Source organism: Streptomyces sp. NPDC107581 (assembly GCF_055657175.1).
Genome location: NZ_JBVKBH010000005.1, coordinates 425,965 through 452,838, shown reverse-complemented (window position 1 = coordinate 452,838; position 26,874 = coordinate 425,965). Strand labels below are relative to the sequence as shown.

Annotated in this window: 18 protein-coding genes and 1 pseudogene; 6 read left to right on the top strand and 13 right to left on the bottom strand. The window is 74.4% G+C overall.

The genetic code is table 11. The features are described 5' to 3' along the window. Positions 1-62 precede the first annotated feature (62 nt). Entirely contained in the window at positions 63-749 is a 687-nt protein-coding gene (locus ACZ7P3_RS15310; RefSeq protein ID WP_472081657.1) for a nucleoside/nucleotide kinase family protein, read from the bottom strand. Between the two features lie 86 nt (positions 750-835). Between ACZ7P3_RS15310 and ACZ7P3_RS15305 the strand changes: the two genes are divergently transcribed. Together ACZ7P3_RS15305 and ACZ7P3_RS15300 are read left to right on the top strand one after the other, a co-directional pair. Continuing rightward, positions 836-1,576, top strand: coding sequence for an HAD family hydrolase (locus ACZ7P3_RS15305; protein ID WP_472081655.1), 741 nt, complete (start codon positions 836-838; stop codon positions 1,574-1,576). Then, positions 1,573-3,924, top strand: coding sequence for a glycoside hydrolase family 65 protein (locus tag ACZ7P3_RS15300; RefSeq protein WP_472081653.1), 2,352 nt, complete (start codon positions 1,573-1,575; stop codon positions 3,922-3,924). Before ACZ7P3_RS15305 ends, ACZ7P3_RS15300 begins: the two co-directional genes overlap by 4 nt. Positions 3,925-4,041: 117 nt before the next feature. Here ACZ7P3_RS15300 and ACZ7P3_RS15295 read toward each other — a convergent pair whose 3' ends face one another. Together ACZ7P3_RS15295 and ACZ7P3_RS15290 are read right to left on the bottom strand one after the other, a co-directional pair. Then, positions 4,042-4,935, bottom strand: coding sequence for a M48 family metalloprotease (locus tag ACZ7P3_RS15295; protein WP_472081651.1), 894 nt, complete (start codon positions 4,933-4,935; stop codon positions 4,042-4,044). Continuing rightward, positions 4,932-5,315, bottom strand: a complete 384-nt coding sequence (locus ACZ7P3_RS15290; RefSeq protein ID WP_472081649.1) for a BlaI/MecI/CopY family transcriptional regulator — start codon at positions 5,313-5,315, stop codon at positions 4,932-4,934. Before ACZ7P3_RS15290 ends, ACZ7P3_RS15295 begins: the two co-directional genes overlap by 4 nt. 751 nt (positions 5,316-6,066) lie before the next feature. Here ACZ7P3_RS15290 and ACZ7P3_RS15285 point away from each other — a divergent pair. Together ACZ7P3_RS15285 and ACZ7P3_RS15280 are read left to right on the top strand one after the other, a co-directional pair. Further along, positions 6,067-7,014: a lysylphosphatidylglycerol synthase domain-containing protein gene (locus ACZ7P3_RS15285; RefSeq protein WP_472081977.1), complete on the top strand. Its 948-nt coding sequence runs from the start codon at positions 6,067-6,069 to the stop codon at positions 7,012-7,014. Between the two features lie 42 nt (positions 7,015-7,056). Continuing rightward, positions 7,057-7,164: pseudogene (locus tag ACZ7P3_RS15280) on the top strand (proteasome subunit beta); the annotation flags it as partial. A gap of 488 nt (positions 7,165-7,652) precedes the next feature. Here the strand turns inward: ACZ7P3_RS15280 and sthA are convergent. Both sthA and ACZ7P3_RS15270 read right to left on the bottom strand, forming a co-directional pair. Continuing rightward, entirely contained in the window at positions 7,653-9,059 is a 1,407-nt protein-coding gene (gene sthA / locus ACZ7P3_RS15275; protein WP_472081647.1) for a Si-specific NAD(P)(+) transhydrogenase, read from the bottom strand. Positions 9,060-9,213: 154 nt separating this feature from the next. Continuing rightward, positions 9,214-9,420, bottom strand: a complete 207-nt coding sequence (locus ACZ7P3_RS15270; RefSeq protein ID WP_472081645.1) for a hypothetical protein — start codon at positions 9,418-9,420, stop codon at positions 9,214-9,216. Between the two features lie 201 nt (positions 9,421-9,621). Here ACZ7P3_RS15270 and ACZ7P3_RS15265 point away from each other — a divergent pair, with 201 nt between their 5' ends. After that, positions 9,622-11,460, top strand: coding sequence for a glycoside hydrolase family 15 protein (locus ACZ7P3_RS15265; protein ID WP_472081643.1), 1,839 nt, complete (start codon positions 9,622-9,624; stop codon positions 11,458-11,460). A gap of 141 nt (positions 11,461-11,601) precedes the next feature. Here the strand turns inward: ACZ7P3_RS15265 and ACZ7P3_RS15260 are convergent, their stop codons facing one another. Both ACZ7P3_RS15260 and ACZ7P3_RS15255 read right to left on the bottom strand, forming a co-directional pair. Continuing rightward, positions 11,602-14,340: a SpoIIE family protein phosphatase gene (locus ACZ7P3_RS15260; RefSeq protein WP_472081641.1), complete on the bottom strand. Its 2,739-nt coding sequence runs from the start codon at positions 14,338-14,340 to the stop codon at positions 11,602-11,604. An 83-nt stretch (positions 14,341-14,423) separates the two neighbouring features. After that, positions 14,424-16,937 (bottom strand): SpoIIE family protein phosphatase, encoded by a 2,514-nt coding sequence (locus ACZ7P3_RS15255; protein ID WP_472081640.1) that lies wholly within the window; start codon positions 16,935-16,937, stop codon positions 14,424-14,426. 885 nt (positions 16,938-17,822) lie between these two features. On the opposite strand from ACZ7P3_RS15255, the gene ACZ7P3_RS15250 reads away from it, so the two are divergent. Further along, positions 17,823-18,956: a hypothetical protein gene (locus ACZ7P3_RS15250; protein WP_472081638.1), complete on the top strand. Its 1,134-nt coding sequence runs from the start codon at positions 17,823-17,825 to the stop codon at positions 18,954-18,956. A gap of 1 nt (position 18,957) precedes the next feature. On the opposite strand, the gene ACZ7P3_RS15245 is transcribed toward ACZ7P3_RS15250, so the two are convergent. The 6 genes from ACZ7P3_RS15245 to ACZ7P3_RS15220 form a co-directional block, all read right to left on the bottom strand. Further along, a complete protein-coding gene (locus ACZ7P3_RS15245; RefSeq protein WP_472081636.1) occupies positions 18,958-19,653 on the bottom strand; it encodes a 2-phosphosulfolactate phosphatase in 696 nt (231 codons plus the stop codon). Positions 19,654-19,759: 106 nt separating this feature from the next. Then, positions 19,760-20,062 (bottom strand): DUF1232 domain-containing protein, encoded by a 303-nt coding sequence (locus ACZ7P3_RS15240; RefSeq protein ID WP_472081634.1) that lies wholly within the window; start codon positions 20,060-20,062, stop codon positions 19,760-19,762. Between the two features lie 142 nt (positions 20,063-20,204). Beyond that, positions 20,205-21,452, bottom strand: coding sequence for a hypothetical protein (locus ACZ7P3_RS15235; protein WP_472081632.1), 1,248 nt, complete (start codon positions 21,450-21,452; stop codon positions 20,205-20,207). 581 nt (positions 21,453-22,033) lie between these two features. Beyond that, positions 22,034-22,999 carry a DUF1152 domain-containing protein gene (locus tag ACZ7P3_RS15230; protein WP_472081630.1) on the bottom strand — a complete coding sequence of 322 codons (966 nt, stop codon included), beginning with the start codon at positions 22,997-22,999 and terminating at the stop codon, positions 22,034-22,036. Positions 23,000-23,096: 97 nt separating this feature from the next. Then, positions 23,097-24,470 carry an FAD-dependent oxidoreductase gene (locus ACZ7P3_RS15225; protein ID WP_472081628.1) on the bottom strand — a complete coding sequence of 458 codons (1,374 nt, stop codon included), beginning with the start codon at positions 24,468-24,470 and terminating at the stop codon, positions 23,097-23,099. Between the two features lie 359 nt (positions 24,471-24,829). Continuing rightward, positions 24,830-26,782 (bottom strand): C40 family peptidase, encoded by a 1,953-nt coding sequence (locus ACZ7P3_RS15220; protein WP_472081626.1) that lies wholly within the window; start codon positions 26,780-26,782, stop codon positions 24,830-24,832. Between the last annotated feature and the right edge of the window lie 92 nt (positions 26,783-26,874).

Here is a 26,874-nt window from a genome sequence, read left to right as displayed (position 1 = left end):
GGCGACGCCCACGGCGAGCCCGGACTCACCCTACGCGCCTGAACAACAGCCGGGCGGCCGGGTCACTCCCGCCCGGCCGCCGGACGCGGTTCCGGCGCCCGGCACGGCGCGGGCAGTGCCCCGGGCGGCACCACCAGGTCCGCCCGCACCCGCGTGGCCGCGATCAGGTCGGCGTTGCGCTGGTCCGTGCCCAGCACCCACGCCACGGCCGCCTCGTGGTCCTTGCCGAACTCCTCGTGCCGGGCGACGAGCCGCCGGATCCGCTCCTCCTCGTCGATCACGCAGAACCAGACCTCGTCCAGGCACGGACCCACCCGCGCCCACGAACCCTCCCCCAGAAGAAGGTAGTTGCCCTCGGTCACCACCAGCCGGACGGCCGGCTCCACCGGGATCGACCCCGCGAGGGGCTGCTCCAGCACCCGCTCGAACCCGGGCGCGTACACCACCCCGTCCGTCTCCTCGCGCAGCCTGCGCAGCAGCGCCGCGTACCCCGCCGCGTCGAAGGTGTCCGGCGCGCCCTTGCGGTCCCGCCGGCCCAGCCGCTCCAACTCCGCGTCGGCCAGATGGAAACCGTCCATGGGCACGTGCGCCGCCCAGGCCGGACCGCCGTCGTTCAGGGCGTGCACCAGGCGCTCGGCGAGCGAGGACTTGCCCGCGCCGGGGCTGCCCGCGATCCCGAGGATCGCGCGCCCTTCGCCCCGCGCGAGGGCGCGGGCACGGGTGAGCAGGTCGTCGAAGGTCAGCGGCACACAGCAGAGTGTGTCACCCGACGTCCCCGCCCGGTGTGGCGCGCGCCACCCACTGGAAGCCGCCCGGCGGGGGAACAGTGCTGGGTATGACTGAGCTCGGTCTGCCCGACACCATCCTGGCCTGTCTCTTCGACCTCGACGGGGTCGTCACCAAGACGGCCGTCGTACACGCGGCCGCCTGGAAGGAGACGTTCGACGCGTTCCTGCGCGACCACGACGGCGCGCAGGGACGCCCGTTCGACGACGTCGCCGACTACGACGAGTACGTCGACGGACGCCCCCGCGCCGACGGCGTGCGCTCCTTCCTCGCCTCGCGCGGCATCCACCTGCCCGAGGGCACCCCCGGCGACCCGCCCGACGCCCGTACCGTCCACGGCCTCGGCAACCGCAAGAACGACCTCCTCCTGGAGAAGATCCGCACCGGCGGCGTGGAAGCCTACGACGGCACCCTGCGCTATCTGGAGGCCGTCCGCGCGCACGGCCTGCGCACCGCGATCGTCTCCTCCAGCGCCAACTGCCGGGACGTGCTGCGCGCGGTGGGCGCCGAGCACTTCTTCGACGTGCGCGTCGACGGCGTGGTCGCCGCCGAACGGAACCTGCCGGGCAAACCGCACCCCGACACCTTCCTGGCCGCCGCCCGTGACCTGGGCGTCGAGGCGGCCCGGGCGGCCGTCTTCGAGGACGCGCTGGCCGGCATGGACGCGGGCCGGGCGGGCGGCTTCGGACACGTCGTCGGCGTCGACCGCGCCGACCGGAGCGAGGCGCTCTACGCGCACGGCGCGAGCGTCGTCGTCAAGGACCTCTCCGAGCTGGGAGGCAAGCAGTGATCACCCACCGGTCGTACACGGTCGAGCCCTGGACCGTGCGCGAGACAGAGCTGAACCTCGACGTCCTTGCCCAGAGCGAGTCGGTGTTCGCACTGTCCAACGGGCATGTCGGCTGGCGCGGCAACCTGGACGAGGGCGAACCCCACGGCCTGCCCGGCAGCTACCTCAACGGCGTGCACGAGGTGCACCCGCTGCCCTACGCGGAAGCGGGCTACGGCTATCCGGAGTCCGGGCAGACCGTCATCAACGTCACCAACGGCAAGATCCTGCGGCTGCTGGTGGACGACGAGCCGTTCGACCTGCGCTACGGCCGGCTCGTCAGCCACGAGCGCGTACTGGACCTGCGCCGCGGGGTGCTGGAGCGGACCTGCGAGTGGACGTCCCCGGCCGGCTCCACGGTCCGGGTGCGCTCGACCCGGCTGGTGTCGCTGACCCAGCGGGCGGTGGCCGCCGTGGCCTACGAGGTGGAGGCCGTCGGCCGCCGCAGCCGGGTGGTGATCCAGTCGGAGCTGGTCGCCAACGAGCAGCTGCCCGGCTCGAACGGCGACCCGCGCGCCGCGATGGCGCTCCACTCGCCGCTGGACCAGGAGGACGGCTTCGCCTCCGGCAACCGGCTGCGGCTGGTGCACCGCACCCGGCGCAGCGGCCTCCGGGTCGCCGTGGCCGCCGACCACGTGGTCACCGGCCCCGGACGCACCACGGCCCGCAGCGAGAGCGGTACCGACGTGGCCCGGCTGACCGTCACCTCCGTGCTGGAGCCGGGCCAGACGCTGCGCATGGAGAAGCTGGTCGCGCACGGCTGGTCCGGCACCCGCTCGCTGCCCGCGATGGCCGACCAGGTCGACGCGGCCCTCGCCGCCGCCGCACACGACGGCTGGCAGGGGCTGCTGGACGACCAGCGCACCTGCCTGGACGACTTCTGGGCCCGCGCGGACGTCGAGGTCGACGGCGACGAAGAGGTCCAGCAGGCCGTACGGTTCGCCCTCTTCCACGTCCTGCAGGCCGGGGCCCGCGCCGAACAGCGCGCGATACCGGCCAAGGGGCTGACCGGCTCCGGCTACGACGGGCACGCCTTCTGGGACACCGAGATGTTCGTGCTGCCCGTGCTCACCCACACCGCCCCCGCCGCCGTCGCCGAGGCGCTGCGCTGGCGGCACAACACCCTGGACGCGGCCCGCGAGCGCGCCGCCCAACTGGGGCTCGGCGGGGCCGCGTTCCCCTGGCGGACCATCCAGGGCTCGGAAGGGTCGGCGTACTGGCCCGCCGGCACCGCGGCCTTCCACGTCAACGCCGACATCGCCGATGCCGTCGTCCGCTACGTCGAGGCCACCGGCGACACCCGCTTCGAGCGGGAGGCGGGCGTGGAACTGCTGGTGGAGACCGCCCGCCTGTGGCGGTCGCTCGGCCACCACGACCACCACGGCGTCTTCCACATCGACGGCGTCACCGGCCCCGACGAGTACAGCGCCGTTGCCGACGACAACACGTACACCAACCTGATGGCCCGCCAGAATCTGCTGGCCGCCGCCGTCGCCGTCGAGCGGCACCCCCGGGAGGCGGAACGCCTCGGCGTGGACGAGGAGGAGAGCGCGGCCTGGCGCGACGCCGCAGAGGCCGTGCACCTGCCCTACAACGACGAACTCGGCGTCCACGAACAGCACGCCGGATTCACCCGCTACCAGCGCTGGGACTTCACGGGCACCCGCCCCGACCAGTACCCGCTGCTGCTGCACTTCCCCTACTTCGACCTCTACCGCAAACAGGTCGTCAAGCAGGCCGACCTGGTGCTGGCCATGTACACCTGCGGCGCCCACTTCGACGACGAGCAGGTGGCCCGCAACTTCGCCTACTACGAGCCGCTGACCGTGCGCGACTCCTCCCTGTCCGCCTGCTGCCAGGCCGTCATCGCCGCCCAGGCCGGGCATCTGCGGCTCGCCCACGCCTACACGGCCGAGGCGGCCCTGATGGATCTGCAGGACCTGGAGCACAACACCCGGGACGGGCTGCACATCGCCTCCCTCGCCGGGACCTGGATGGCGCTGGTCGCGGGGTTCGGCGGTATGCGCCGGGCCGCCGGGCAGGCGTCCGGGCTGCGCTTCGCGCCCCGCCTCCCGGAGCGGCTGCGCCGCCTCGCCTTCCATCTGCAGTTCCGCGGACGCCGCCTGAGGGTGGAGATCGTCGCGGACAAGGCCTCGTACACGCTGCTCGACGGGGAACCGCTCACCCTCCACCACCACGGGGAACCGCTGACGGTGAGCACCGACGAGCCCGCCGTGCGTGCCGTGCCGCCGGTCAGTGCCCGCCCGGCCCCCGAACAGCCCGAGCACCGCGCCCCGACCACGGGCTGAGTGTCGGGCCGGCACTCTGGAGGGGAGTGCGGGAGGGTCGTGTGTCGCGTGCGTTGAGTGTCGGGCCGGCACTCTGGAGGGGAGTGCGGGAGGGTCGTGTGTCGCGTGCGTTGAGTGTCAGGTCAGCGCTCCGAAGAGGAGACCGATCAGGTCGTCCGTGGCGTCCGCGGCGAGCAGCGCCGGGAGGGCGCCCAGGGCGAGAACGGCCGCCGCCGCGGCCCACAGCTGCGGCGGCGGGCTCGCCTGGAGCGCCGCGATCCGGCGGGTGACGGCGCGGTCGGTGAAATGCAGGGCGCACGCGGTGCGGGTCCGGCCCGCGCTGAGCGCGGCACGGGCCAGGGCACGGGCGGTGGCCCGGCGGTCCCCGACGGCGGCCGCCGCCTGCTCGTCGGCCCAGCGCTCCACCAGGAAGACCACCGCCGAACGCACCGGTGCGAGCAGCGGGTCGGCCGCCGCGGCGAGCGTGGCCGCCGTCACCAGCGGTCCGTGCCGGTGGGTCAGATGCGCGCGCTCGTGGGCGAGCAGCACCCGCCGCTCGCCCGGCTCCAGCGCGCTCAGCATGGCGGAGGTCACCAGGATCCGGCCCGGCCGGCCCGGAATCGCGAACGCCTGCGGCACCTCGGACGCGGCGACGATCAACTCCGTGTCCGCGGGCTGCCCCGCGCACAGCCGACGCAGCGCCCGCCGCGTGCACCGCTCGGCGCGCACCGCCCGGTGCACCCGCCACACCACGACGACCAGCGCCACGCCCGCGGCGACACCGATCGCCTCCGGCACCGGATCCACCAGCCGCCGCCCGTCCTGGCGGGCTTCCCGCACCACCGGCGGAGCGTCCCCGAGCAGCGCGGCCACCAGCAGCACCAGCGACCAGACCGTGGCCGCCGCGGTCACCACGGCCGCCGACGCCAGGACACGCGCGGCGAGCGCGGGGGCCACCCGGCCCACGAGCACCGGAGCGACGACGGACAGCAGCAGCGACACCAGCAGCGGGACGTACACGTCGAACCTCATGCGCCGCCTCCGGCGAGCAACTCGCGCAGCGCCCGCTCCTCCTCGGGGCTCAGGCCGGTCACGAACTGCTGGAGCGCCGCGATCGGGTCCGGGCCCCGGTCCAGGGCCTCGTGCATCGCCTGGGCGGTCAGCTCCGCCGCGTTCTTCGCCGGCCGGTACGCGCCGCGCCGCCCGTCGGCGTCCCGCAGCACCAGCCCTTTGTCGAACAGGCGCTTGAGGATGGTGTGCACCGTGTTGTAGGCGAGTCCGCCGCTTATCTCGGCCTGGATCTCCGCCGGGGTCAGGGGCCGTTGGGTGGCCCAGAGGGTGGCCAGCACCTCGCTCTCCAGCGCCCCGGCGCTGCGCCGCTCCACCCTGCCGCGGGACCCTGTGCCAGCCATGCCCCAACCTTACAGCGCGTAGGGGCCGGGGCCGGAGGGTCCACCTGCCCGACGGACGCCCGCGTTCCGCCTTGCCACACCCCACGGTTCCCCGGCCCGGCCGCCCCGTACCGGCCCGGCACGGGTTTGTCCCGGCGTTCGTCCGCCCTGGCTTCCTGCCGGGAGCAAGGCTCGCCGTTCTCGGTCCGGCACCCTCGCCGTGGCGTACCGGCTCGGGTCCGGTCCGTCCTGGCTGTCCACCGGGGACGGGACGGTCCTGCCACCGCTTCCGGCCCCGCACCGTCACCGTCGCGCACGTCACCGCTCCCCACCGCCGTCGCGCATCGTCACCGCCCCCACCATCACCGCCGCGCACTGTCACCGCCACCGCCCCGCACCCCCCGGTTCCGTCCCGTCCGGCACCGGCTCGTCCCGGCGTTCGTCCCCCCGCCGCCCATCAGGGAGGGGCCATCCCGGTGGCGTTGTCCGCAGGCTGTTGTTCGGCGGCGGTGAGCGGGCACAACGCCAACAGCACGGCACAGCCCCTCGCCCGCACCGCCCGGTGGTCGCCCCGGTGTCCGACGGCTCCCGGCCGGCCGGTCACGCCCGGCACCGGCCGTCCACGCCGCTCGACGCCCCGCGCCTCCACCGCGCCGTACCGAGGGCCGGTTCCGACCGGGCGCCACGGCAGACGCAGGAGAGACGGTCGATGACCCAGCACGCCGTACCCGAGGCCGCCCATGAGGTCCCGCATCCGCCCGCCGATGCGGCCCTGACCTCCCCGGCGGGCCTCGCCACGGCCGTCGGCCGCCGCCGGACCTACGGGCCCACCCTGATCTGCCTCGCGGTCCTGCTCTGCGTCGCCTACCTGGCCCGGCGGCACTGGCCGGCGCTGGAGACCGGGGCGGTGCGGCTGGCCGTCGCCGACCCCGGGTGGCTGCTGGCCGGCGCGGCGGCCGCCCTGGGCACCTGGGCGGCCTCGGCACTCGCCCAGCAGGGCGCGGTCACCCGGCGGCTGCCCGGACCACGGCTGGTCGCCGCGCAGTTCGCCGCCTCCGCCGCCAACCACCTGCTGCCCGCCGGGCTCGGTGCGGGCGCGGTGAACCTGCGGTTCCTGATGCGCTGCGGGCTCCCGGCGGGCCGCGCGGCCGGCGCGCTCGGGGTCAAGGCCACTGCCGGGGCAGTGGTCCGGCTCACCCTGCTCGCGGTGCTCGCCCCGCTGTGCCCGGGCCTGCTGCGGGTCCCGCACATCTCCCCGGCGGTGCTCGCCGGGGTCCTCGGCGTGGCCGCCCTGCTCGGCGCGCTGTTGGCCGGTCCGCTGCGGCGGCGCTGCCGCCGGGCGCTGGCGGGCGTGCCGGCCGACATCCGGGCCGTGCACGCCTGCCCGGCCCGCGCGGCGGCCCTGTGGGGCGGCTCGCTGGCCTTCGCCGCCCTGCACGCGCTGGTGGTCATCGCCGTCGGCCGGGCCGTCGGGCTGCCCCTGTCCCCGCTGCAGGTGGCCCTGCTCTACCTCGCCGCCAGCAGCGCGGCCGCCCTGCTGCCCACCCCGGGCGGCCTGGGCTCCCTGGACGCAGCCCTCGCCCTCGCGCTCACCGCGTCCGGCGCCCCCGCCGTGACCGCGGCCTCCGCCGTGCTCGGCTACCGGCTGCTGACCGTGTGGCTGCCGCTGCTTCCCGCCCTGCTGGTGCTGGCGATGCTCGTGCGGCGCAAGGCGCTGTGAGACGAGCGGAGTCTCCCGGACGCTCGACCGGGTCCTGGTCCCGGCAACCTCATCGCCCAGCGCGATCCGGAGAAGGCGTACCCCGCCGACGGCCTGACGGCCGTCGCCTTCGCCGGAACCGTCGGCCTCGCGCTCGACATGGTGCGGCTCTCACGACAGGTACGGGGGAGAGGGCATCGCCGCACGCCCTGTGCGTCCGGCCGTCCGGAGACTTCCGGTCCCGCACCCGTGGGCGGTCCGCTCGACCGCAGGCGACCGGCGGCGGTGTCCGTCGGTCCCGGGGGGATGCCTCCTCGGCCATGGCCTTTTCCTCCCGATGGGGAAGGCCTGTCGCGGGCTTTACTGCACATCGGTTGCACCTACGGGCACAGGGCACAAGGCTGGTCCGCGCAGCCGTTCCTGTGCCACCGGCGAAGGGCCACGCTCCCGATGACGGCCGCCCCTGGTCCCGCTCCTTCCTCCCCGTCCGGACCGGCGCACAGCGCTCGGCCCGGCACCGCGTCCGCGGCTCGATGACGCGGCAGGAGCGGACCAGGGCCGGTGGGACGGCCGCCTTCGCTGTGCACTGCACGTGATCGGCCGGGGCGCGCCGGCCGGGACCGCCGCGACTCCGCAGGCCCGGCCGCGACCCGCCTCGGTCAGTCCCCGAGGTGGTCGAGCTGGCGCAGCTTGTTCGTCGCGTCCAGGGCTGCCACCTTGTACGACTCCGCCAGCGTCGGGTAGTTGAACACCGCGTCGACCAGGTAGTCGACCGTGCCGCCGCAGCCCATCACGGACTGGCCGATGTGGATCAGTTCGGTGGCGCCCGTGCCGAAGCAGTGCACCCCGAGGAGCGTGCGGTCCACCGGGGAGACCAGCAGCTTCAGCATGCCGTGGGAGTCCCCGATGATCTGGCCCCGGGCCAGCTCCCGGTAGCGGGCGATGCCCACCTCGAAGGGGACGCAGTCCTCGGTGAGCTGGTCCTCGGTGCGGCCGATGAAGCTGATCTCCGGGATCGTGTAGATGCCGATCGGCTGCAGGTTGTGCATGCGCCCCACCGGCTCCCCGCAGGCGTGGTACGCCGCCGCCCGGCCCTGCTCCATGGAGGTCGCCGCGAGCGCCGGGAAACCGATCACGTCACCGACGGCGTAGATGTGGGGCACCTCGGTGCGGTAGTGCTCGTCCACCGGGATCCGGCCGCGCGCGTCGGCCGCGAGCCCTGCCCGCTCCAGGTCGAGCCCGGCGGTCAGGCCCTGCCGGCCCGCGGAGTACATCACCGTGTCGGCGGGGATCTTCTTGCCGCTCTCCAGCACCGTCAGCGTGCCCCGGGCATGGCGTTCGACGGCCGCGACGGTCTCCCCGAAGCGGAAGGTGACGGCAAGGTCCCGCAGGTGGTACTTGAGCGACTCCACGACCTCGACGTCGCACAGGTCCAGCATGCCGGACCGCTTCTCCACGACGGTCACCTTGCTGCCGAGCGCGGCGAACATCGAGGCGTACTCCATGCCGATGACCCCCGCGCCGACGATGACCATCGAGCGCGGCACCCGCTCCAGCGAGAGCACGTTGTCCGAGTCCATGATCGTGCGCCCGTCGAACTCCACGCTGCCCGGGCGGGCCGGCCGGGTGCCGGTGGCGATCACGATGCGCTCGGCACTCAGCAGCCGCTCGTCCCCGGTGACCTCGTCGCGCAGGGCCACGGTGTGCGGGTCGGTGAACCGCCCCGTCCCGGAGTGCACGGCCACCTGGTTGCGGGCCAGCTGGCTGCGGACGACGTCCACCTCCCGGCCGACCACGTGCCGGGTCCGGGCGGTCAGGTCGGCGACGGTGATGTCCTCCTTCACCCGGTAGCTCTGCCCGTACAGATCGCGCTGCGTGAGACCGGTCAGGTACAGCACGGCCTCGCGCAGCGTCTTGGAAGGGATGGTGCCGGTGTGCAGGGAGACCCCGCCGAGCATGTCGGGGCGGTCGACGACGGCGACCCGGCGGCCGAGCTTGGCCGCGGCGATGGCAGCCTTCTGCCCGCCGGGTCCGGATCCGATGACGAGCATGTCGAAGTCGGGCACCCTCCGGAGTGTGTCAGCCGACGGGTGCCCCGCGGAAGGCCCGTGCCGTCCCCGCGCGGCCACGGCCTGACGCCGGGCGGACACGCCCCCGCGTGACCTGCGCGCCTCCGCCCGGTGCCTCCCCGTTGGTGTCCTCGACGCTTCCCGGACCGCCCTAGGGCAGCAGCTTCTCGATGGCCGCCTGGCCCTCGGTCTCCAGCTTGCGGCGCGCCCAGTCGAGGGTCGCCGGGGTGACGTCCCTGCCCGCCGCCATCACCAGGTCCTCCGGGGTGACGTCCCTCGCGGGGGCGGAGTGGAGCAGGGCGTCCGGGGTGCAGTGGTCGTCGGACGACCGGGACTCTTCGGGTGTGGATGTCGACATGATGCCTCCTCCTCGGTCCGGATGACCGCATCCGTGCCGGTGCCGCCGAACGGGGCACGTTCTTACGATTCCCCGCCTCGGCGCACCCTGCATCCGGAAGGCGCCCGAGGACCGGGTGCGGAGCGCCTGCCCACGTCGTCGCGGAGCACTCGCCCCTAAGCTGGAAAAGAGCCCGCACCTCGCACCGGGGAGGCCTCAGCCATGGCAGGCATGCCCTTCCAGCAGGATTTTTCCGCAAGCCCCCGCTATCTGCCGATCGCCGAGCACGGCCTGATCGGCGATCTGCGCAGCGTCGCCCTGGTCGGCACCAACGGCACGATCGACTGGTACTGCTGCCCGTCCTTCGACGATCCCAGCGTCTTCGCCTCCATCCTGGACGCCGAGCGGGGCGGCCGCTTCGAGCTGGCCGCGGCCGTACCGGCGCGCACCAAACAGTTCTACTTCCCGGACACCAACGTCCTGATCACCCGGTTCTTCACCGAGGACGGCGTCGGCGAGGTGCAGGACTTCATGCCCGTCTGCTGCGACGAGTCGGGCGAGGTGCGCCGGCACCGGCTGATCCGGCGCGTGGTGTGCGTCCGCGGCACCGTGCCCTTCCGCGCCCTGATCGCCCCCCGCTTCAACTACGGCGCCGACCCCCACACCCTGCGCCACGTGGACGGCATGGCCATCTTCGAGTCGCCGGAGCAGTCCCTTGCGCTCACCTCCACGGTCGCGGTGGAGAGCGACGGCCGCGACGCATGGGCCGACTTCAAGCTGAGCGAGGGCGAGACGGCGGTGTTCGCCCTCGACCAGCTCGGCGAGCAGGTCATGCCCCGCGGCTGCGCCCACGCCGAGGCCGAGCAGGAGTTCAACGCCACCGTCGCCTACTGGCGGCGGTGGCTGCACCAGTCCCGCTACCGGGGGCGCTGGCGCGAGATGGTCCACCGCTCCGCCCTCACCCTCAAGCTCCTCACCTACGCCCCCACCGGAGCCATCGTCGCCGCACCCACCACCAGCCTGCCCGAGCAGCTCGGCGGCGAGCGCAACTGGGACTACCGCTATGTGTGGGTGCGCGATGCCGCCTTCGCCGTCTACGCCCTGCTGCGGCTCGGCTTCAGCGGCGAGGCCGAGGCCTTCATGAAGTTCCTGACCACGCACATCAGCCCGGGCGACGGCGCCGCCTCCGGCCCGCTGCAGATCATGTACGGCATCGACGGCCGCTGTGACCTGCCCGAACGCGAGCTGTCCCACCTGGAGGGCCACCTGGGCTCCGCCCCGGTCCGGGTCGGCAACGCCGCCGCCGACCAGCTCCAGCTGGACATCTACGGCGCCCTGATCGACTCCGTCTACCTCTACGACAAGTGGGCGCAGCCCATCTCCAGCGGCCAGTGGGACGACCTGTGCCAGCTGGTCGACTGGGTCTGCGACCACTGGGACCAGCCCGACGAGGGCGTGTGGGAGACCCGCGGCGGCCGCAAGAACTTCCTGTACTCGCGGCTCATGTGCTGGGTCGCGATCGAGCGGGCCATCCGGCTCGCCAACCACCGGGGGCTGCCCGCCGACCATCGGCGCTGGCGCCAGGCCCGGGACACCATCTACCGGCGGATCATGGACCACGGCTGGTCGGAGCGCCGGGGTGCCTTCGTGCAGTACGAGGACGCCGATGTGCTCGACGCCTCCGTGCTGATGATGCCGCTCGCCAAGTTCATCGCGCCCACCGACCCCAAGTGGCTGTCCACCCTGGACGCCCTCACCGAGGACCTGGTCTCCGACTCCCTCGTCTACCGCTACGACCCGCAGGCCAGCCCCGACGGGCTGCGCGGCGACGAGGGAACCTTCTCCATCTGCTCCTTCTGGTACGTCGAGGCACTGGTCCGGGCCGGCCGCGTCGACGAGGCCCGGCTGGCCTTCGAGAAGATGCTGACCTACGCCAACCATCTCGGCCTGTACGCCGAGGAGATCGGCCGCACCGGCGAACAGCAGGGCAACTTCCCGCAGGCGTTCACCCATCTGTCCCTCATCAGCGCCGCCTTCAACCTCGACCGCGCCCTGGGCTGAGCGCCCTCGGCCGGGCGGACCGGGAACCCGGGCCGCACCCGGCCGCACCCGGACGTCCGGCGGCGGGACCGCGCACGGCCACGTGCCCCGGAGACCGTCACCCGCGCCACCACGCGCCCTCCCCGCATGGACGGCCGGTCCTCAGGGCAGTGGCTGCTCCGCCCAGATGATCTTCCCCTCGACGGTGTAGCGGGTGCCCCAGCGGTCCGCGAGCTGCGCGACCAGGAACAGGCCCCGGCCGCCCTCGTCGGTGCTCGCCGCGTACCGCAGATGCGGGGAGGTCGTGCTGCGGTCGGAGACCTCGCAGATCAGCGTCCGCTCACGCAGCAGCCGTACGCCGATCGGGCCGCGCCCGTAGCGGATGGCGTTGGTGACCAGCTCGCTCAGGATCAGCTCCGTCGAGAACGACAGCTCCTCCAGACCCCAGTCGGCCAACTGCCGGGTGACCTGGGCCCGTACCTCCGAGACGGCCGCCGGATCGGACGGCACCTGCCACGTCGCCACCCGGTCGCCGCCCAGGACCCGGGTCCGGGCCACGATCAGGGCGACGTCGTCGCTGGGCCGCGCCGGGAGCCGGTCCAGCACCGTCCGGCAGGTGTCCTCCGGCGAGGCGTCGGGCGCCCGGCGCAGGGCGTCGCGCAGCAGCTCCAGACCGACGTCGATGTCCCGGTCCCGGTCCTCGACCAGACCGTCGGTGTAGAGCACCAGCCGGCTGCCCTCGGCCAGCTCCAGATCGGCCGTCTCGAACGGCAGTCCGCCCAGCCCCAGCGGGGGACCGGCCGGCACGTCCGGGAACTCCACGCTGCCGTCCGGGCGCACCAGCGCGGGCGGCGGATGCCCGGCCCGGGCGATGGTGCAGTGCCGCGAGACCGGGTCGTACACCGCGTACAGGCAGGTCGCCCCGGTGACCGCGGCAGCCCCGTCGGCCGGGGTCTCGTCCTGGTCGATCCGGCCCACCAACTCGTCCAGCAGCGACAGCAGTTCGTCGGGCGGCAGATCCAGTGACGAGAAGTTGTGCACCGCCGTGCGCAGCCGGCCCATCGTCGCCGCCGCGTGCAGCCCGTGGCCCACCACGTCCCCCACCACCAGGGCCACCCGGGCACCGGACAGCGGCAGCACGTCGAACCAGTCGCCGCCCACACCGGACTGCGCCGGCAGATAGCGGTAGGCGATCTCCAGCGCGCTCTGCTCCGGCAGGCTGCGCGGCAGCAGGCTGCGCTGGAGCGTCACCGCCATGCTGTGCTCACGGGTGTAGCGGCGGGCGTTGTCGATGGACACGGCGGCCCGCGCGACCAGCTCCTCGGCGAGGGCCAGCTCCTCGCTGTCGAAGGGCTCCGGCTTCTCCGAACGCCAGAAGTTCGCCAGGCCGAGGACCAGACTGCCCGCCCGCAGCGGCACCGTGATCAGGGAGTGGACACCCGCGGCCACCACCTGCCCGGTGCGCTCCCTGTCCTGCGCGAGCCAGCCGGGCGCCTCGCGCAGCACGGGCTCCACGACCGACTGCCCGGTCGTCAGGCTCCGGGCCTGCGGCGAGGTCGACACGAACCGGATGTGCTCGCCCACCGGGTACAGCGGGACGTCCTTGCGGATGCCGCTGAGCGCGGCCCGGCGCAACGCGGTCCCGGGCCTGGGCTCCTCCCCGTCCAGCACCGCGTCGAACAGGTCCACCGTGGCGAAGTCCGCGAACCGGGGCACGGCCAGCCCGGCGAGTTCCTCGGCGGTGCGGCTCACATCCAGGCTGGTGCCGATGCCCACTCCGGCGTCGTACAGCATGTTCAGCCGCTCGCGCGCCACCTCCGCACGGCCCGAAAGGGCGCGCAGCTCCGTGGAGTCGCGCAGCGTGGTGACGCTGCCGGGCGGGCCGCCGCGCAGGTCGGTGGGGCGCTGGTTGATGGCCAGCAGCCGGTCCTTGACCAGGTGCACCTCGTCCGTCGCGACCCGCCCGGAGGCGAGCAGCCCCGCCGTCTCGCCGTCAAGACCCAGCTCCCGCACATGCCGTTGCTCGGCGTCCTCGGGCAGGCCCAGCAGCCGGTGCGCCTCGTCGTTGGCGAGCAGCAGCCGGCCGTCACCGCCGACGATCAGCACGCCCTCGCGCACCGCGTGCAGCACCGCGTCGTGGTGCTCGTACATGCGGGTCATCTCGTACGGGCCGAGGCCGTGCGTCTGCCGCAGCAGCCGTCTGCTCACCAGGGCCGTGCCGGCGGTGGCGAGCACGAGCGCCGCCGCTGCCGCCGCGAGCAGCAGCGGCAGCTGCTGCTCGGCGGCCCCGCCCACGTGCGCGGTGGTGATCCCGGCCGAGACCAGACCCACCACCTTGCCGCCGGCGTCCTTCACCGGCACCACGACCTGCACCAGCTGGCCTATCGTTCCGTTGATCTCCTCGATGACCGTGCCGCCGGCCACGGCCGGCGCGATGGTCCCGACGAACTTCTTGCCGATGCGGTCCGGTTGGGGGTGGGTGTAGCGGATGCCGTCGGTGTTCATCACGACGAGGAAGTCCACGCCGGACGCCTTGCGGGCCGCCTCGGCCTTCGGCTGCAGAACGGCCGTCGGATCCGGGGCGCGCAGCGCGGCCGCCGTGCCGGGCGCATTGGCGAACGTCTGGGCGACGGCGAGAGAGCGGTTGCGCGCCTCCCGATTGCTGTCGTGCCGCACCTGGAGTACCTGCGCCACCACGGCCGACACGACCAGGAGCAGCACGATCACGACTTGGAGGACGAACACCTGCCCGGCGACGCTGCGCCCGGTCATCGCCGCCCGCAGCACACCCGGCCGGGCGCCGTCCTTGCCGGTCTCCCGCTGCCGCGGGCCCTGCGACGCGCGCGGGCGCCCGGCAGGACGGGGCGGCCTGGGCGTGGGCCGCGCGGGCAGTCGGACCATGAGGCCATGTCTACACTGCCGGGCCCCGTCAGGCGAGACCATCGTACGTGGTGACGGCCGTCGGGTCCGGCGGCACCGGACGCTCACCGGCGCTGTGCGGGAGCCCGGCGGATGGCGGCGAGCAGCAGGGCCACGTCGTCGGGCCGGTCGGCGGAGTGCCGCGCGGTGGAGGTCAGCCGGTCCGCCACCCCGGCCAGCGACCGCCCGCCCCGGCGTCCGGCGACCGCACCGGCCTTCGCGAGCGCGAGACGCAGCGCGGTGATGCCGTCGTCGATGTCGGCACCGGGCCGCTCCACGAGACCGTCCGTGTACAGGGCCAGGATCGCGTCCGGTTCCAGCCGCACGTCGGCCACCGGGTACTGGGCCTGCGGATCCACCCCGAGGACGACACCGCCCGGGATGTCCAGCACCCGGGTCCGTCCGTCGGCGCAGCGCAGCAGCGGCGGCGGATGCCCCGCCCGGGCCACCCGGGCGTGTCCGGTGGCCGGGTCGAGACGGAGGTAGCAGCAACTGGCGAACTGTCCCGGGTCCAGGCCGATGAGCAGGTGGTTCGTCCCGCTCATCACCTCGTCGGGCGGCCGGTCGCCGAGCGCGAAGGCGCGTACGGCGCTGCGCAGCTGGCCCATGGTGGCCGCCGCCTGCACCCCGTGGCCCTGCACATCACCGATCACCAGCGCGAGCCCGTCCCCGGCCTCGACGACGTCGTACCAGTCCCCGCCCACGTCCATGCCCTGGGTGCCCGGCAGATAGCGGCCCGCCGTCTCCACCTGAGGGTGCGCCGACAGCCGCCGGGGCAGCAGCGCCTGCTGCAGGCCGCGGGCGAGCGCGGCCTCGGTGTCGTAGCGCTGCGCCTTCTCCATCGCGTGCGCGATCAGTCCGGCGAGCGCGGTCAGGACCGTACGCTCCTCCGTGCTGAAGCTGCGCGACCGGTCGAAGCCGAGGATGCAGGAGCCGACCGGACGGCCGGAGGAGATCAGCGGCAGGAACGCGCGGGCACCCTCCTCGGCGTCCAGGGGTATGCCCGGGTAGGTGGCGTCCATCTGCTGCATCGACTCGAAGAAGAGCGGACGGCCGGTGGTGAGGGTCTCCACACCCGGCAGGTGCGCGTCGAGTCCTACGCCCTCGAAGGGAGCGAGGAAACCCTTGGGGAAGCCGGTCTCCCAGGCCAGGTACAGGTGCCGCTCCTGGAGCAGGTAGATGGCCAGACGGCGGCCGCCGAACGCGGGCAGCAGCTCCTGCACGACGACCGCCGACACCTGCCGGGCGGTCACCGCGTCGGTCAGCGCGATGGCGAGGGCGATGGGCCGGTACAGCGGCGTGAGCGGGGGATCGCCGGTCACGGCCTCCTCGGGGATGTGCGGCTCGGGGCCGGCACGGGCCGGCTCCACGGGGGCGTCCATGCGGCTGGCCGGGACGAGCGTGCAGGTGAGGATGTCGGGGCCGGGGTGGACCGACAGAGCGAGCCAGTCGCCCGCATCGGGCCCGCCGGCCGGGTGCCGGACGTGAAAGTGCACCGGCTCGCCCGACAGCAGCGTGCCGCGCAGATGGTCGTCGTACGGCGGCCCGGTCAGCCACGGCATGGCCTCCGCGACGGGACGGCCGAGCAGCCACGCCCGGTCCCGGCCCGCCAGCCGGGCCGCGGCCGCGTTGACGTACACGACGAGGCCGAGCCGGTCCATGCAGAACACCCCCTGCGGCAGCAGGTCCGCCGCGCCGTCCGCGGACATGACCGGTCCCGGCTCGAGGACGACCCCGTCGACCAGGGACACCCCGTCCGCCCCGGGCCCCGGCCGCGGCCACAGGTCGATCAGCCGCAGGGGGCCGTCGTCCGACCGCAGGCTCAGCGGACGGTGCGGCGGCTTCCCGGCGGCGGCCTCGCGCAGCGCGGTGAGGATCCGGTGCGCCTCGGACGGGGACACGGCTTCCGCGAGCGCCGGGCCGGTCCCCGAGAACCCGTCCCGACCGAGGCCGAGCAGCGCGTACAGCCGCTCGTCCGCGTGCACGGCCGAGGTCGCCGGATCCCAGACGAACCGGCCCGCTCGGGCCTCCGGCGGCCGGGCGGCGGGCGGCCGTACGCACAGCGGCTCCCCCTCCCAGGCCACCGCCGTCTCGTCCCCGTCGGCGAGGCCGAGCAGCTCGGCCCCCAGACCCTCGGCGAGCCGGGCGAGCAGCTCGCGGTCCACCAGCTCCTCCGCCGTGTCCGACACCGCCGGATGCAGCACCGCGAGCACGCCCAACGGCTCGGCCCCGCCCGGCACGGGCACGTACACCGACCCGAACGGGAAGGGCAGGCCCGCCGCGAACTGCGGATACCTCCGCACCGTCTCCGTGGCGTTCGGGAGCACCACCTGGATGCCGAGGCGGTAGGCGTCGGCCACCGGGAAGGGCCGGTCCACGTGCAGCCGCCACCAGGGCCGGAACAGCGGGCCGGGCAGTCCCAGGAGGACCGCGAGACGCAGCAGTCCCGGAGTGCCGGAACGCAGGTACACACCGGCCACATGCCCCTGGGCCGCGTCGAGCGCGCCGGCCGAAGCGTCGACCAGCAGCGCGGCCAGCCGGGCCCGTGCACGGACCGCCTGCTCCCCGCTCCCAGCCATGGGCCCTACCTCGTCCCGTGTACCGCCGGGTGGATGACACAGCAAGAATGCGCCCTTTCGGAGGCAGAGTGCACCTGGGCGGGAGAAGACGGCGGCGCCGGGCCACGGCCGCCGGGGCCGGACGCGCGCACCGCGCCTGACGTGCACGGCAGGAAGCTCACACCTCTGCCTCACCCGGGTTGCAGGGCCCCCGGCGCGCTCCTAGTAATGGACTGCGTAATGGCGTAATGGACTGCGAATCGGCGCGCGCCGCACGCGGGGGCGCTGGTGCGGCCGCACCCTTCCTCTGGAGCCCAGATGACCACCCCCTCCCCGTTCCCCGGTTCTTACGGCGACTCCTCCATACCGCCCGCACCGTCCGTCGGTGCCGACGCCATCCCACCGCCCGCACCGTCCGGCCACGGCGTGGCGCCACCGCCCGCACCGGCCGGCCACGGTGTCGCCCCACCGCCCGCACCGTCCGGCTACGACGTGGCCCCACCGCCTGCACCGTCCGGCTACGACGTGGCGCCACCGCCTGCACCGTCCGGCTACGACGTGGCGCCACCGCCTGCACCGTCCGGCTACGACGTGGCGCCACCGCCCGCACCGGTCGGCTACGGTGTCGCCCCGCCGTCCGCACTGGCCGGTCACGGCGTGGCCCCGCCACCTGCACTGGTCGGTCACGGTGTCGCCCCGCCGCCCGCACTGGTCGGTCACGGTGTCGCCCCGCCGCCCGCACTGGTCGGTCACGGTGTCGCCCCGCCGCCTGCATTGGCCGGTCACGGTGTGGCGCCACCGCCCGCACCGGCGGCCCACGGTGTGGCGCCACCGTCGCCGGGTCATGGCCCCGACCCCGGCACCGGCCCTGAACCCGACGCAGAGCCCGACCCGGGGAACCGGGCCGTGCCACCACCGCCGGAGTCGAGCCCCGAGGCCCCGCGCGAGGCCGGGGCGGGCCACGGCGACCCGCTGCGCGACCTGGTGCACGCGGCCTTCGCCGACCGTCCTCTGGAGGACGTCGTCCGGCTCATCACCCTGCTCGAGAGCTCGCCCGAGCACACCAGGACCATGTCCGACGCGCTGCGTGCGATCGGCGTGGACCGGTCCGTCGAGGACGTCACCCACCTGGTCGGCCTCCTCAGCCGGTCGTCCGGGGACGCCGGCAGCGCCGACGAGGTGATCCGCGCGGCCGCCGAGTGCCGTTCCCTGGAGGACGTCATCCAGCTCGTGGAGCTGCTGCACCGCGCCCCCGGGGAGCCCCACGGCGCGCGTGCCGTCGTCGAGGCGGCGGCCGTCCACCGGCCCGTCGAGGACCTCGCCGAGCTGATCGCCCGCATGGCCGCCGACCGGACCGGCTACGCGGCGGCGTTGCCCGCGACGGTGCTGTCCGAGACGGCGCTGCCCGGGACGCCGCCGCCTGCGACGGCGCTGCCCGAGGCGGCCTCGCCCCAGACGCTGCTGCACCAGCCGGTGCTGCGTCGGGCGGCCGTCGGGGAGCCCGCCGGATCACCGCCCGTACGCGGCGTCGCGGGGCCTGCCGGCTCGCCGCCCGCGGCTGCGCCCGCCGTTGCCGTACCGGACCTGATCCGGCGGCGGACGCGCCAGAACGACTGCCCGGGCCCCGAGGACGAGGCGGGCAAGGCCCCCGCGCGGGTCGCCCGTGCCGCCGCGCTGATGGTGTTCCTGTGCGGCGTGGCCCACGCGCCGCGCTACTGGGCCGGCCTGTCCCAGGGCGACCTGCAGGCCGCCCTGCTCGCCTCGGGGCTCTGCGCGCTGCTGGCCCTGGCCCTGCTGGTGCACGCCGAAGCGGTGCGGCTGCCGACGGCGACCGTGGCCCTCGGCCTCACGGCGGCGCTCGCCGCGGGCCCGGTGCTGGGGGCCCGGCTCAGCCTGCCGGACTCGGCCCGGCTGCGGACCGCGGCCCTGGCCCCGCCCTGGCTGGCCGGTACGGCGGCAGCGGCGGCCGCGCTCACGGCCCTGGCCGTGCTGCTGCTCGCCGTCGCCATGGTGAACCCCTACCGGCGCGAAGGGCGTTGACTCAGGCCGCCGTCGCCGCGCCCACCGGGCGCAGCACCAGGTGACCGTCCGAACGGGCGGCCACCATGGCGAACGGGAAGGCGTCCGCCTCCAGGCACATCCCCACGTCCTCGGGGTGGACGCCCGCCCAGCCCCGCCGTACGCCCTCGGCGAGCCGCGCGGCGGCGCCGGAACGGCGGGCCCGCTCCAGGTAGGGCGCGGGATCGGTGCCGGCCGAGCCGACGCGGGCCGCGATGTACTCGGCGCAGGCGAGGTCCTCCTCGGCCCGCCCGCCGTCCCCGGTGACGACGAAGGCCACCGTGTCCGGCCGGGCGCGCCGCAGCGCCTCGGCGGTCGCCCCGGCCACCACGAAGCTCGTGCAGAGCAGCAGCCGCGCGTCGGCGACGGCCAGCGCCCCGGCCGTGCCGGCGGTGGTCTTCTGCACGATCGTGCGGCCTCGCACATCCAGCGTGCGCAGCCGGGCGGGCGAATTGGCCAGATCGAACCCCGGCACCGGCGCGCCGTCCTGGAAGGCCATCCAGCCCGGGTTACGGGCCTTCAGCTCCAGCGCCTCCTCCTGCGTGCCGGTGAAGACGATCCTCTCGGCGCCGCGTGCGAACGCACCGGCGGCCACGGTGAACGCCCGCATCACATCGACGACCACGGCGACATCGGGCGCCGTCGGCCGCTCGGGGATCCCGGTGAACGTGGGCTGCATCGCTCCATGGTGCGGCACACCGGGCCTGGGCACAGGCCGGTTCGGGCCAGGTGGTGCACAGTGGGTCGTTCACGTGGCTCGGGCTCGGCGGTCCGGGCCAGGTGGTTCAGGCCGGGGGTTCAGGGTTCGGTGGTCCGGGCGGCAGCGGGCGGGCGGCGCGCAGACTGCGCAGGGCGAGGAGCAGGACGCCGATGTCGTCCAGGTAGACCGGGTCGGGCAGCAGATCGGTGGGCAGCACCAGATACAGCACCGCGCCCCAGAACACCCAGCGCGGACCCGTGGGCAGACCGGCCCGCTGCAAGGTGCGGCGGGCGCGCACCAGCCGCACCAGCAGGCCGACGGCGACGGCGAGCAGCACCGCGGCGACAACGACGATGGTGATCACCAGCACGGTCGTGGTGGAATCCATGCGGCCTCCTGTCCCTCGTGGCTGACGGGGTGGCCCGGCCCCCTCGCTCCGCCTTCCCCGCCCTCTGCCCCTTCCCTCTTCCCCCTTGTTCTCTTCCCTGTCCGGGCCGCCGTACCGCCCCGTCGCCGCTCCGGGCGAAGGCCTACGACGGCCGGTCCTCCGGGCCGGTGGTGTCCGCGCCGTCGGTTCCGGACGAGTGGCCGGTTCCGGACGAGTGGCCGGTTCCGGACGAGCGGTCGATGCCGGACGAGCTGTCCGGGCCGGGTGCCGGGCGTGTCCCCTTGGGCGCCGGTCGCAGACGTTCGAACGTCCGCGTCAGCTGCCGCAGCGCAGTGGGCGTCCGGGTGCCGGGCCGTTCGTGCTGGTGGGGCAGGGCGGGAGCAGGCGTGTCGCGGTAGGCGGCCAGCGCCTGGTGGGCCTGCTCGGCGGCCTCCCGGTACAGGTCCCGGGACTTCGTCATGGCCTCCAGCGCCTCGGCGTACATGGCGGCCAGCCGGCGTTGGTGCTCCAGCTCCTCCTGAAGGGTCATCAGGGTCCAGTTCTCGCGCAGGTCCGCGAGCGCCTCCGAGGCGCCCTGCGGCAGGGGACGGGGGAGCGCGACGAAGTGCCGCAGAGCCGAGATGACCGCGGTGGGTTCGGAGCCGTCCAGGAAGACGCTGCGCACGCTGTGCTCCCGGCCGTCGTAGCCGTCCGGCGCCGGGTCCGGGGGCAGCAGTACGGCGCCGCCGCGTGGCACCTCGACGCCGAAGACCTTCAACGCCCAGTTGACGGCGCGCAGTTGCTGCGGCGCGGCCCGGTGCTCCACCACGCGGTGCCGCAGCCCCGGCGGCAGCAGGCCGGCCAGCGGCAGCCGGCCGCGCTCGTCCGGGGTCATCGCCTCGTGCACGACGAGGTTGACGCACCAGGCCTCGCGGGCCGCGTCCCGCAGCCGCCGGCGCATCTCCTTGTCGTCCTCGGGAAGTGCGTTGGCCTGCCGGAATCGCAGGCCCGCCACGCCGGGGTGGTGGTCCCAGACGCCGTCGTCGCCCTCCGGTCCTGCGGACTCGGGCCAGAACAGCGTCGCGGGAGAGGGCCAGGCGTCGTCCCACGGGCGCTCGGCCTCCGCAACGAGCGTCCAGTCCAGCCCGTCCGGCCGGTCCGGCGCGGCTACGAGGGTGAGCCGGGCCCGCACGGTCACCGTGCCGCCGGCCCGCCAGCGCGCCTCGAAGACCCGGTGCGCTGCGTCCCCGGAGCCGGGCGGCGGCTCGGCGAAGTCGTCGATGTCCCCGCTCTCCCTGTGCCGGGCCAGGGTGCGGCGGACGGCATCCTCGGCCGCGGGGCCGGTGTGACGGCCGCGGGCCGCCCAGAGAGTCTGCGGGACGGTGGCGTGGTCGGTGGCGGAGTTCGACATGAGCCAATCTGCTGATGGGGGCGGGTGCGCCTACCAGTATCACCGCCGGCCGGCGGAACGTGTCGGCCGGGGCCCTCGGGTGGCGCAGCGCAACGGGCGTGCACCCCAGCGCACGGCGACGGGGATGCGCCATGGCGTGCGGCGACGGGAATGCGCGACGGCGTGCGGCGACGGGGATGCGCCGCGGTGTGCGGGACGGGGATGCGCGACGGCGTGCGGGACGGGGACGCGGTGTGTGACACGGGGACGCGCCACGGTGCGTGGACGGGGATCGGCGCGTCCCGCGCACGGTGTGCACCGCGAGCACCCGGGGCGCGCACCGCACACGTCACACGACCTGCGTTCACACGTCCCAGGGTCCACGCACCGCGCCCACAATGGTCCGGCGAACGGGGGCCGCCCGCCATCCGCCCAGGGGCGGGCCCCGCTCGCCTCCGACGACGGCACCGCCCGGCTCTCGCCAGGCCTGTCGTGAACTCGCGGGGCCGTGCCGGGCCCTTCGTGACCCCACCGTGGGCGAGCCGGGCTCGTCGTGACCGGACCGGCTCCTGTCCGGCCGCCCCGGACCGGCCCGCCCCGGCTCAGTGCGGAAACGCCCGGGGCGGCCGCTGCCGGGGCAGCTCCTTGCGGAACCCGGCGATGACCGAACTGATCTGCCGCATCAGCACCGTGCCCTCCAGCCGGTCGAGATAGAGGCCGGCGCGGGCCAGTGCGGGCAGGTCCACGCAGAAGTAGAGGGCCATCAGCGGGTTGACGAACAGCTCGCTGTTCCGGGTGCGTTCGGTGAACCGGACATCGCCGAAGTCACCGCGCACGGCGGCCGCGACCGATCCGTGGACGATGCTGGGATGACTTGCGTGGCACCGCTGCGCGTGCGCCACCGCGTCGAGGTAGAGCGCTCCCTCGCGGCTCTCGCGGGGCAGCGAGAACGCGCCCAGATAGGCGCCCGCGCGGTCCAGGGCGGCGAGATTCTCCAGGAACAGGGAGTGGTTGACGCCGTGATAGGCGTCCACTCCGAAGCCCAGGCAGGCCACCAGCCGCTGCGGGACCTCGTCCAGCCCGGCGACCGCGGCCAGGCTCGCCATGTCCTCCTCCGGCGTGCCGAGCCCGTGCTCGTCCCCGCGCATGAGGATGTCCGTACCGCCGTCCACCAGCACGACGGCGTCCACGCCGTCCAGGTGCGCGAGGAGCGCGCGGTAGGCGGCGCGCAGCGGTTCGACCCCCGTACGGGGAAAGGCGTACACGGTGTCGGGCAGCCCCTGATCGGCGAGCCACCGGGCCAGCGAGCGCTCGGGGAAGTAGTCGCCGTGCAGCGGGGTGTCCGGGCGGACTGCGGCGACGTCCTCCGCCACCCAGGACTCCGGACCGAGGCCGTACAGGTCGGAGAACGACAGATTGGCCAGATGGACCTCCGTACCGGCCGAGCGCAGCGCGAGCGCCAGGGGCAGACCGGCGTAGACGTCGAAACCGCCGCCCGCACCGGCGACGAGCACCCGGCGCGCCTCGCGCAGGCGGGTGAAGAAGGGAGGCTCGCTCAGGGAGAACACCGCAGGACCCTAACAGTGCAGCGGTGTCAGGGGCCTTGGGGCATGGACCGTGCGAAGGGGCCGGCGCCGGGGTGCCGGCCCCTCTCGGGCCCACGGTTCAGCAGGACTGCGCGCCGCTCTCCCGGAGCATGTCCTCGCGCTCGACGATCTTCACGCGCTCGCGGCCCTGCGGCTCACCCAGCGCCCGCTCGGCGGCGTCCAGCCTGTACCAGCCCTCCCAGGTGGTGCAGCGGACGTCGCGCTCGGCGAGGAAGGCGTCCACGGCCTCCGGCTCGGGGGAGGACGGGGCGTGCAGTCGGCCGTTCGCGTAGTCGTCCAGCAGGTTGGCCACGGTCTCGTTGGCGTCGCCCTTGGTGTGGCCGATCAGGCCGACGGGGCCGCGCCGGATCCACCCGGTGACATACGTCGACCGGAGGTGCCCGCCGCCCTCCTCGATGACCCGGCCGCCCTCGTCCGGCACCGTGCCGGAGTCGATGTCCCAGGGCAGCTTGGGCAGTTTCTCGGAGAGGTAGCCGACGGCGCGGTAGACGGCGGTGACGTCCCAGTCCTTGTACTCGCCGGTGCCCTTGACGTTGCCGGTGCCGTCGAGGGCGGTGCGCTCGGTGCGCAGGCCCACGACCCGGCCGTCCTCGCCGAGGATCTCCGTGGGCGACTCGAAGAAGTGCAGGAACAGCTTGTGCGGCCGGTCGCCGACGTCGCGGATCGCCCAGTTCTCCAGGGTCTTGGCGACCATGTCGGCCTGCTTGTTGCCGCGCCGGGTCTCGATGGAGCCCTCGTCGTAGTCGATGTCCTCGGGGTCGACGATGACCTCGATGGTGGGGGAGTGGTCCAGCTCGCGCAGCTCCATCGGGCTGAACTTGGCCTGCGCGGGGCCGCGGCGGCCGAAGACGTGGATCTCCACGGCCTTGTTCGCCTTCAGGCCGTCGTAGACGTTCCCGGGTATCTCCGTCGGCAGCAGCTCGTCCGCCGTCTTGGCGAGGATACGGGCCACGTCGAGCGCCACGTTGCCGACGCCGAGCACGGCGACCTTCTCCGCCTCCAGCGGCCAGGTGCGCGGCACGTCCGGGTGGCCGTCGTACCAGGACACGAAGTCGGCGGCGCCGTAGGAGCCGTCCAGGTCGATGCCGGGGACGGACAGCTCCCGGTCGGCCATCGCGCCGGTGGAGAAGATCACCGCGTCGTAGAAGGCGCGCAGGTCGTCCAGGCCGAGGTCGCTCGGGTAGTCGACGTTGCCGAACAGGCGGATCTGCGGCTTGTCGAGCACCTGGTGCAGGGCGGTGATGATGCCCTTGATGCGCGGGTGGTCGGGGGCGACGCCGTACCGGATCAGGCCGAACGGGGCGGGCATCCGCTCGAAGAGGTCGATGGACACGCCGGGGTCGGCGGCCACCTCGGACTTGAGCAGGGCGTCGGCGGCGTAGATCCCGGCGGGGCCGGCTCCGACGATGGCTACCCGCAGGGGGCGCGGCATGATCAGTTCCCTTCGAGCGTGAAACAGGCGACTCGTCGGGAAGCCTAAACTAAGGCAGCCCTAAGTTAGTACGCGGGTCCGGTCTATGACGTCATAAGCCGACCTTATGACTTGTCCAAGGCTTCCTTTATGGGCCCGTCCGGGACTTCCCTCGGGGGAGTCCCGCCTCGAAGGGAGGTCCGGACCGCTGCCGGGCTTCGGGCGGCAGGCCCGGACTGCTGCCGGTCCTCAGGGGCAGGCCCCGGACCGCCGCCGGTCTGCCCGGCTCCCTTTCGTTCTCTTCCCTCTCTTCCCTCCGCCCGGGATGACGGGCCTGTCCCCGGCGTGGCCGCCCGCAACCGGTGCCGACGGAGCGTCCGTCACGCGGGCCGAATCACCCGGTGGATCGCCGACTCCCCGGCGCCGTAGATCGACTCCTCGCGGATGGACGACCCCGGGCCCGGCGCATGGATCATGATGCCGTCACCGATGTGCAGGCCCACGTGCCGGTCGTCGTCGAAGAAGAGGACCAGGTCGCCGGGTTCGAGGCCGGCGAGGGTGACCGGGGTGCCGGCGAGCGCCTGCTGGTGTGCCGCGCGGGGCAGCGTCACGCCGGCCGCCTTCCAGGCTCCCTGGGTGAGGCTGGAGCAGTCGTAGGAGTCGGGCCCGGTCGCACCCCATACGCACGGCTTGCCGACCTGCGCCCGCGCAAAGGCGATGGCCTTCGCGACCCGCAGGGAATGGGTGGACCGGGGGGCGGTGACGGGGAGGGCGCCGGTGTCGGTCGAGGCGTGGGTGGCGACAGGGAGGAGGGGGCCGGTGTCGGACATGGGGTCGGTGACGACGGGGAGGAAGGAGCCGGTCCCGGTCAAGGGGTTGGCCGTGGCGGCAGGGAAGGAACCGGTGTCGGAAAAAGGGTCGGTGACGACAGGGAGGAAGGAACCGGTGCCGGTCATGGGGGCGGCCGCGGTGAACGGGGCGGCCGGGACGGCTGCCGTCGGCATCCCGGGTGCTGTCCACCGGGGCTGGTCCCACTGGCCGGTCGTGCCGAGCTGAACCGACTCGTGCGGGACCGACTGTTGCGGGACCGGCTGCCCCGCCTGCTGCGGGCTCAGTTGCCCCGGCTGCTGAACCCCCGGCAGTCCCCACTGCCCGGTACCCGGCTGTTGCCAAAGCTCCCTGCCCGGCTGTTCCTGCGGCTCTGTGCCAGGCTGTTGCCACAGCTCTGCGCGCGGCTGCTCCCGCAGCTCTGCGCCCGGCTGTTCCCACTGTCCGGTGTCCAGCCGTCCCCATGATGGCCCGGTGCCCGGCTGCTCCCACGGCTCGGTGCCCTGCTGAACCGCTTGTCCCGGTACCGGCCGGGCCTCCTGCCCCCAGGCGGGCCGGGGCGACTGTTCCGCCGCGGTTCCCCAGGTGTCCGGTGCGGAGAGGGGGGCCTGGGCGCTCGTGAGGGGTGTGCCCGGGGAGGCGGTGCGGCGGGACAGCAGTTCCCGGGCCATGGCGAGCTTGCGCCGGTTCCTCGTCTTGAAGTCACCGGGGGACGGGCGCCGGAGCGCGGCAGGGACGGCGGGCAGTTCCCTGGGCTGCGGCGCGAGCGCATCCTGTGCGGCGGGCAGCGCGGCGATGGGGAGCACGGCCGTGCCCAGGGCGTCCGGGTCCGGCAGGCCGAGGCCGGGGGACGCTGCCGCCCCGGGCCCGGTCGGCTCCGGCACGGCCCCGGCGAGCAGTTCGGCCGTTGCGCGGCCGGGCAGCAGTTCCGGCGCGCTCCCGCCGGGCAGCTCCGCCACGCCCCGGCCGATCGGTCCGGGCGAGACGGGACCGGGCAACACCGCCGTGCTGTCCTGGAGTTGGGCGGCGAGCCCCGGCAGGCCCCGGACTCCCGGTTCCAGAGCGGCCCGAGGGCGGCCGGTCAGGTCCGTGCCGGATCCGCTCGGCAGCTCCGGCGTCACGCTATTGGCATACCGCCCCGCGGACCCGGGCGGCAGCTCGGCTAGACCCGGTTCCAGGGCCTGCCGCTCATCAGCGGGCAGGGCGCCGAACGCACGGTCCCGGGGGCGGGCCGGAGCCGTGGGACGGTCGGGCTGCCGGTCCTTGGGCAGTGCGGCGGGGACGGTCGGGCCCAGCTTGGCGCGCGCCACGTCGAACCACTGCCGGGCCACCGCGTCGAGAGCGGCATCGGGGCGTCGGCCGCCCCTCTTCGCCAGGGGGACGCCCCTGCTCCGGTTGGCCGCGGACATGGCCCGGGTCGCGTTGAAGTTCCCCGTGTCGGTCTCGGCCCGGTCGTAGAGGGAGTCGATCCGCTGCCGAACCTCGTCGCGGTTCTCCGGCGCCATGGAAGACGTGCTCCTTCCTTGCCCCGCAGGGCAGTTGGGCCGATCCCGGGGTCGCTCGAGCCCCGGCCCCGGACGCCACGGCGGATCCGCTG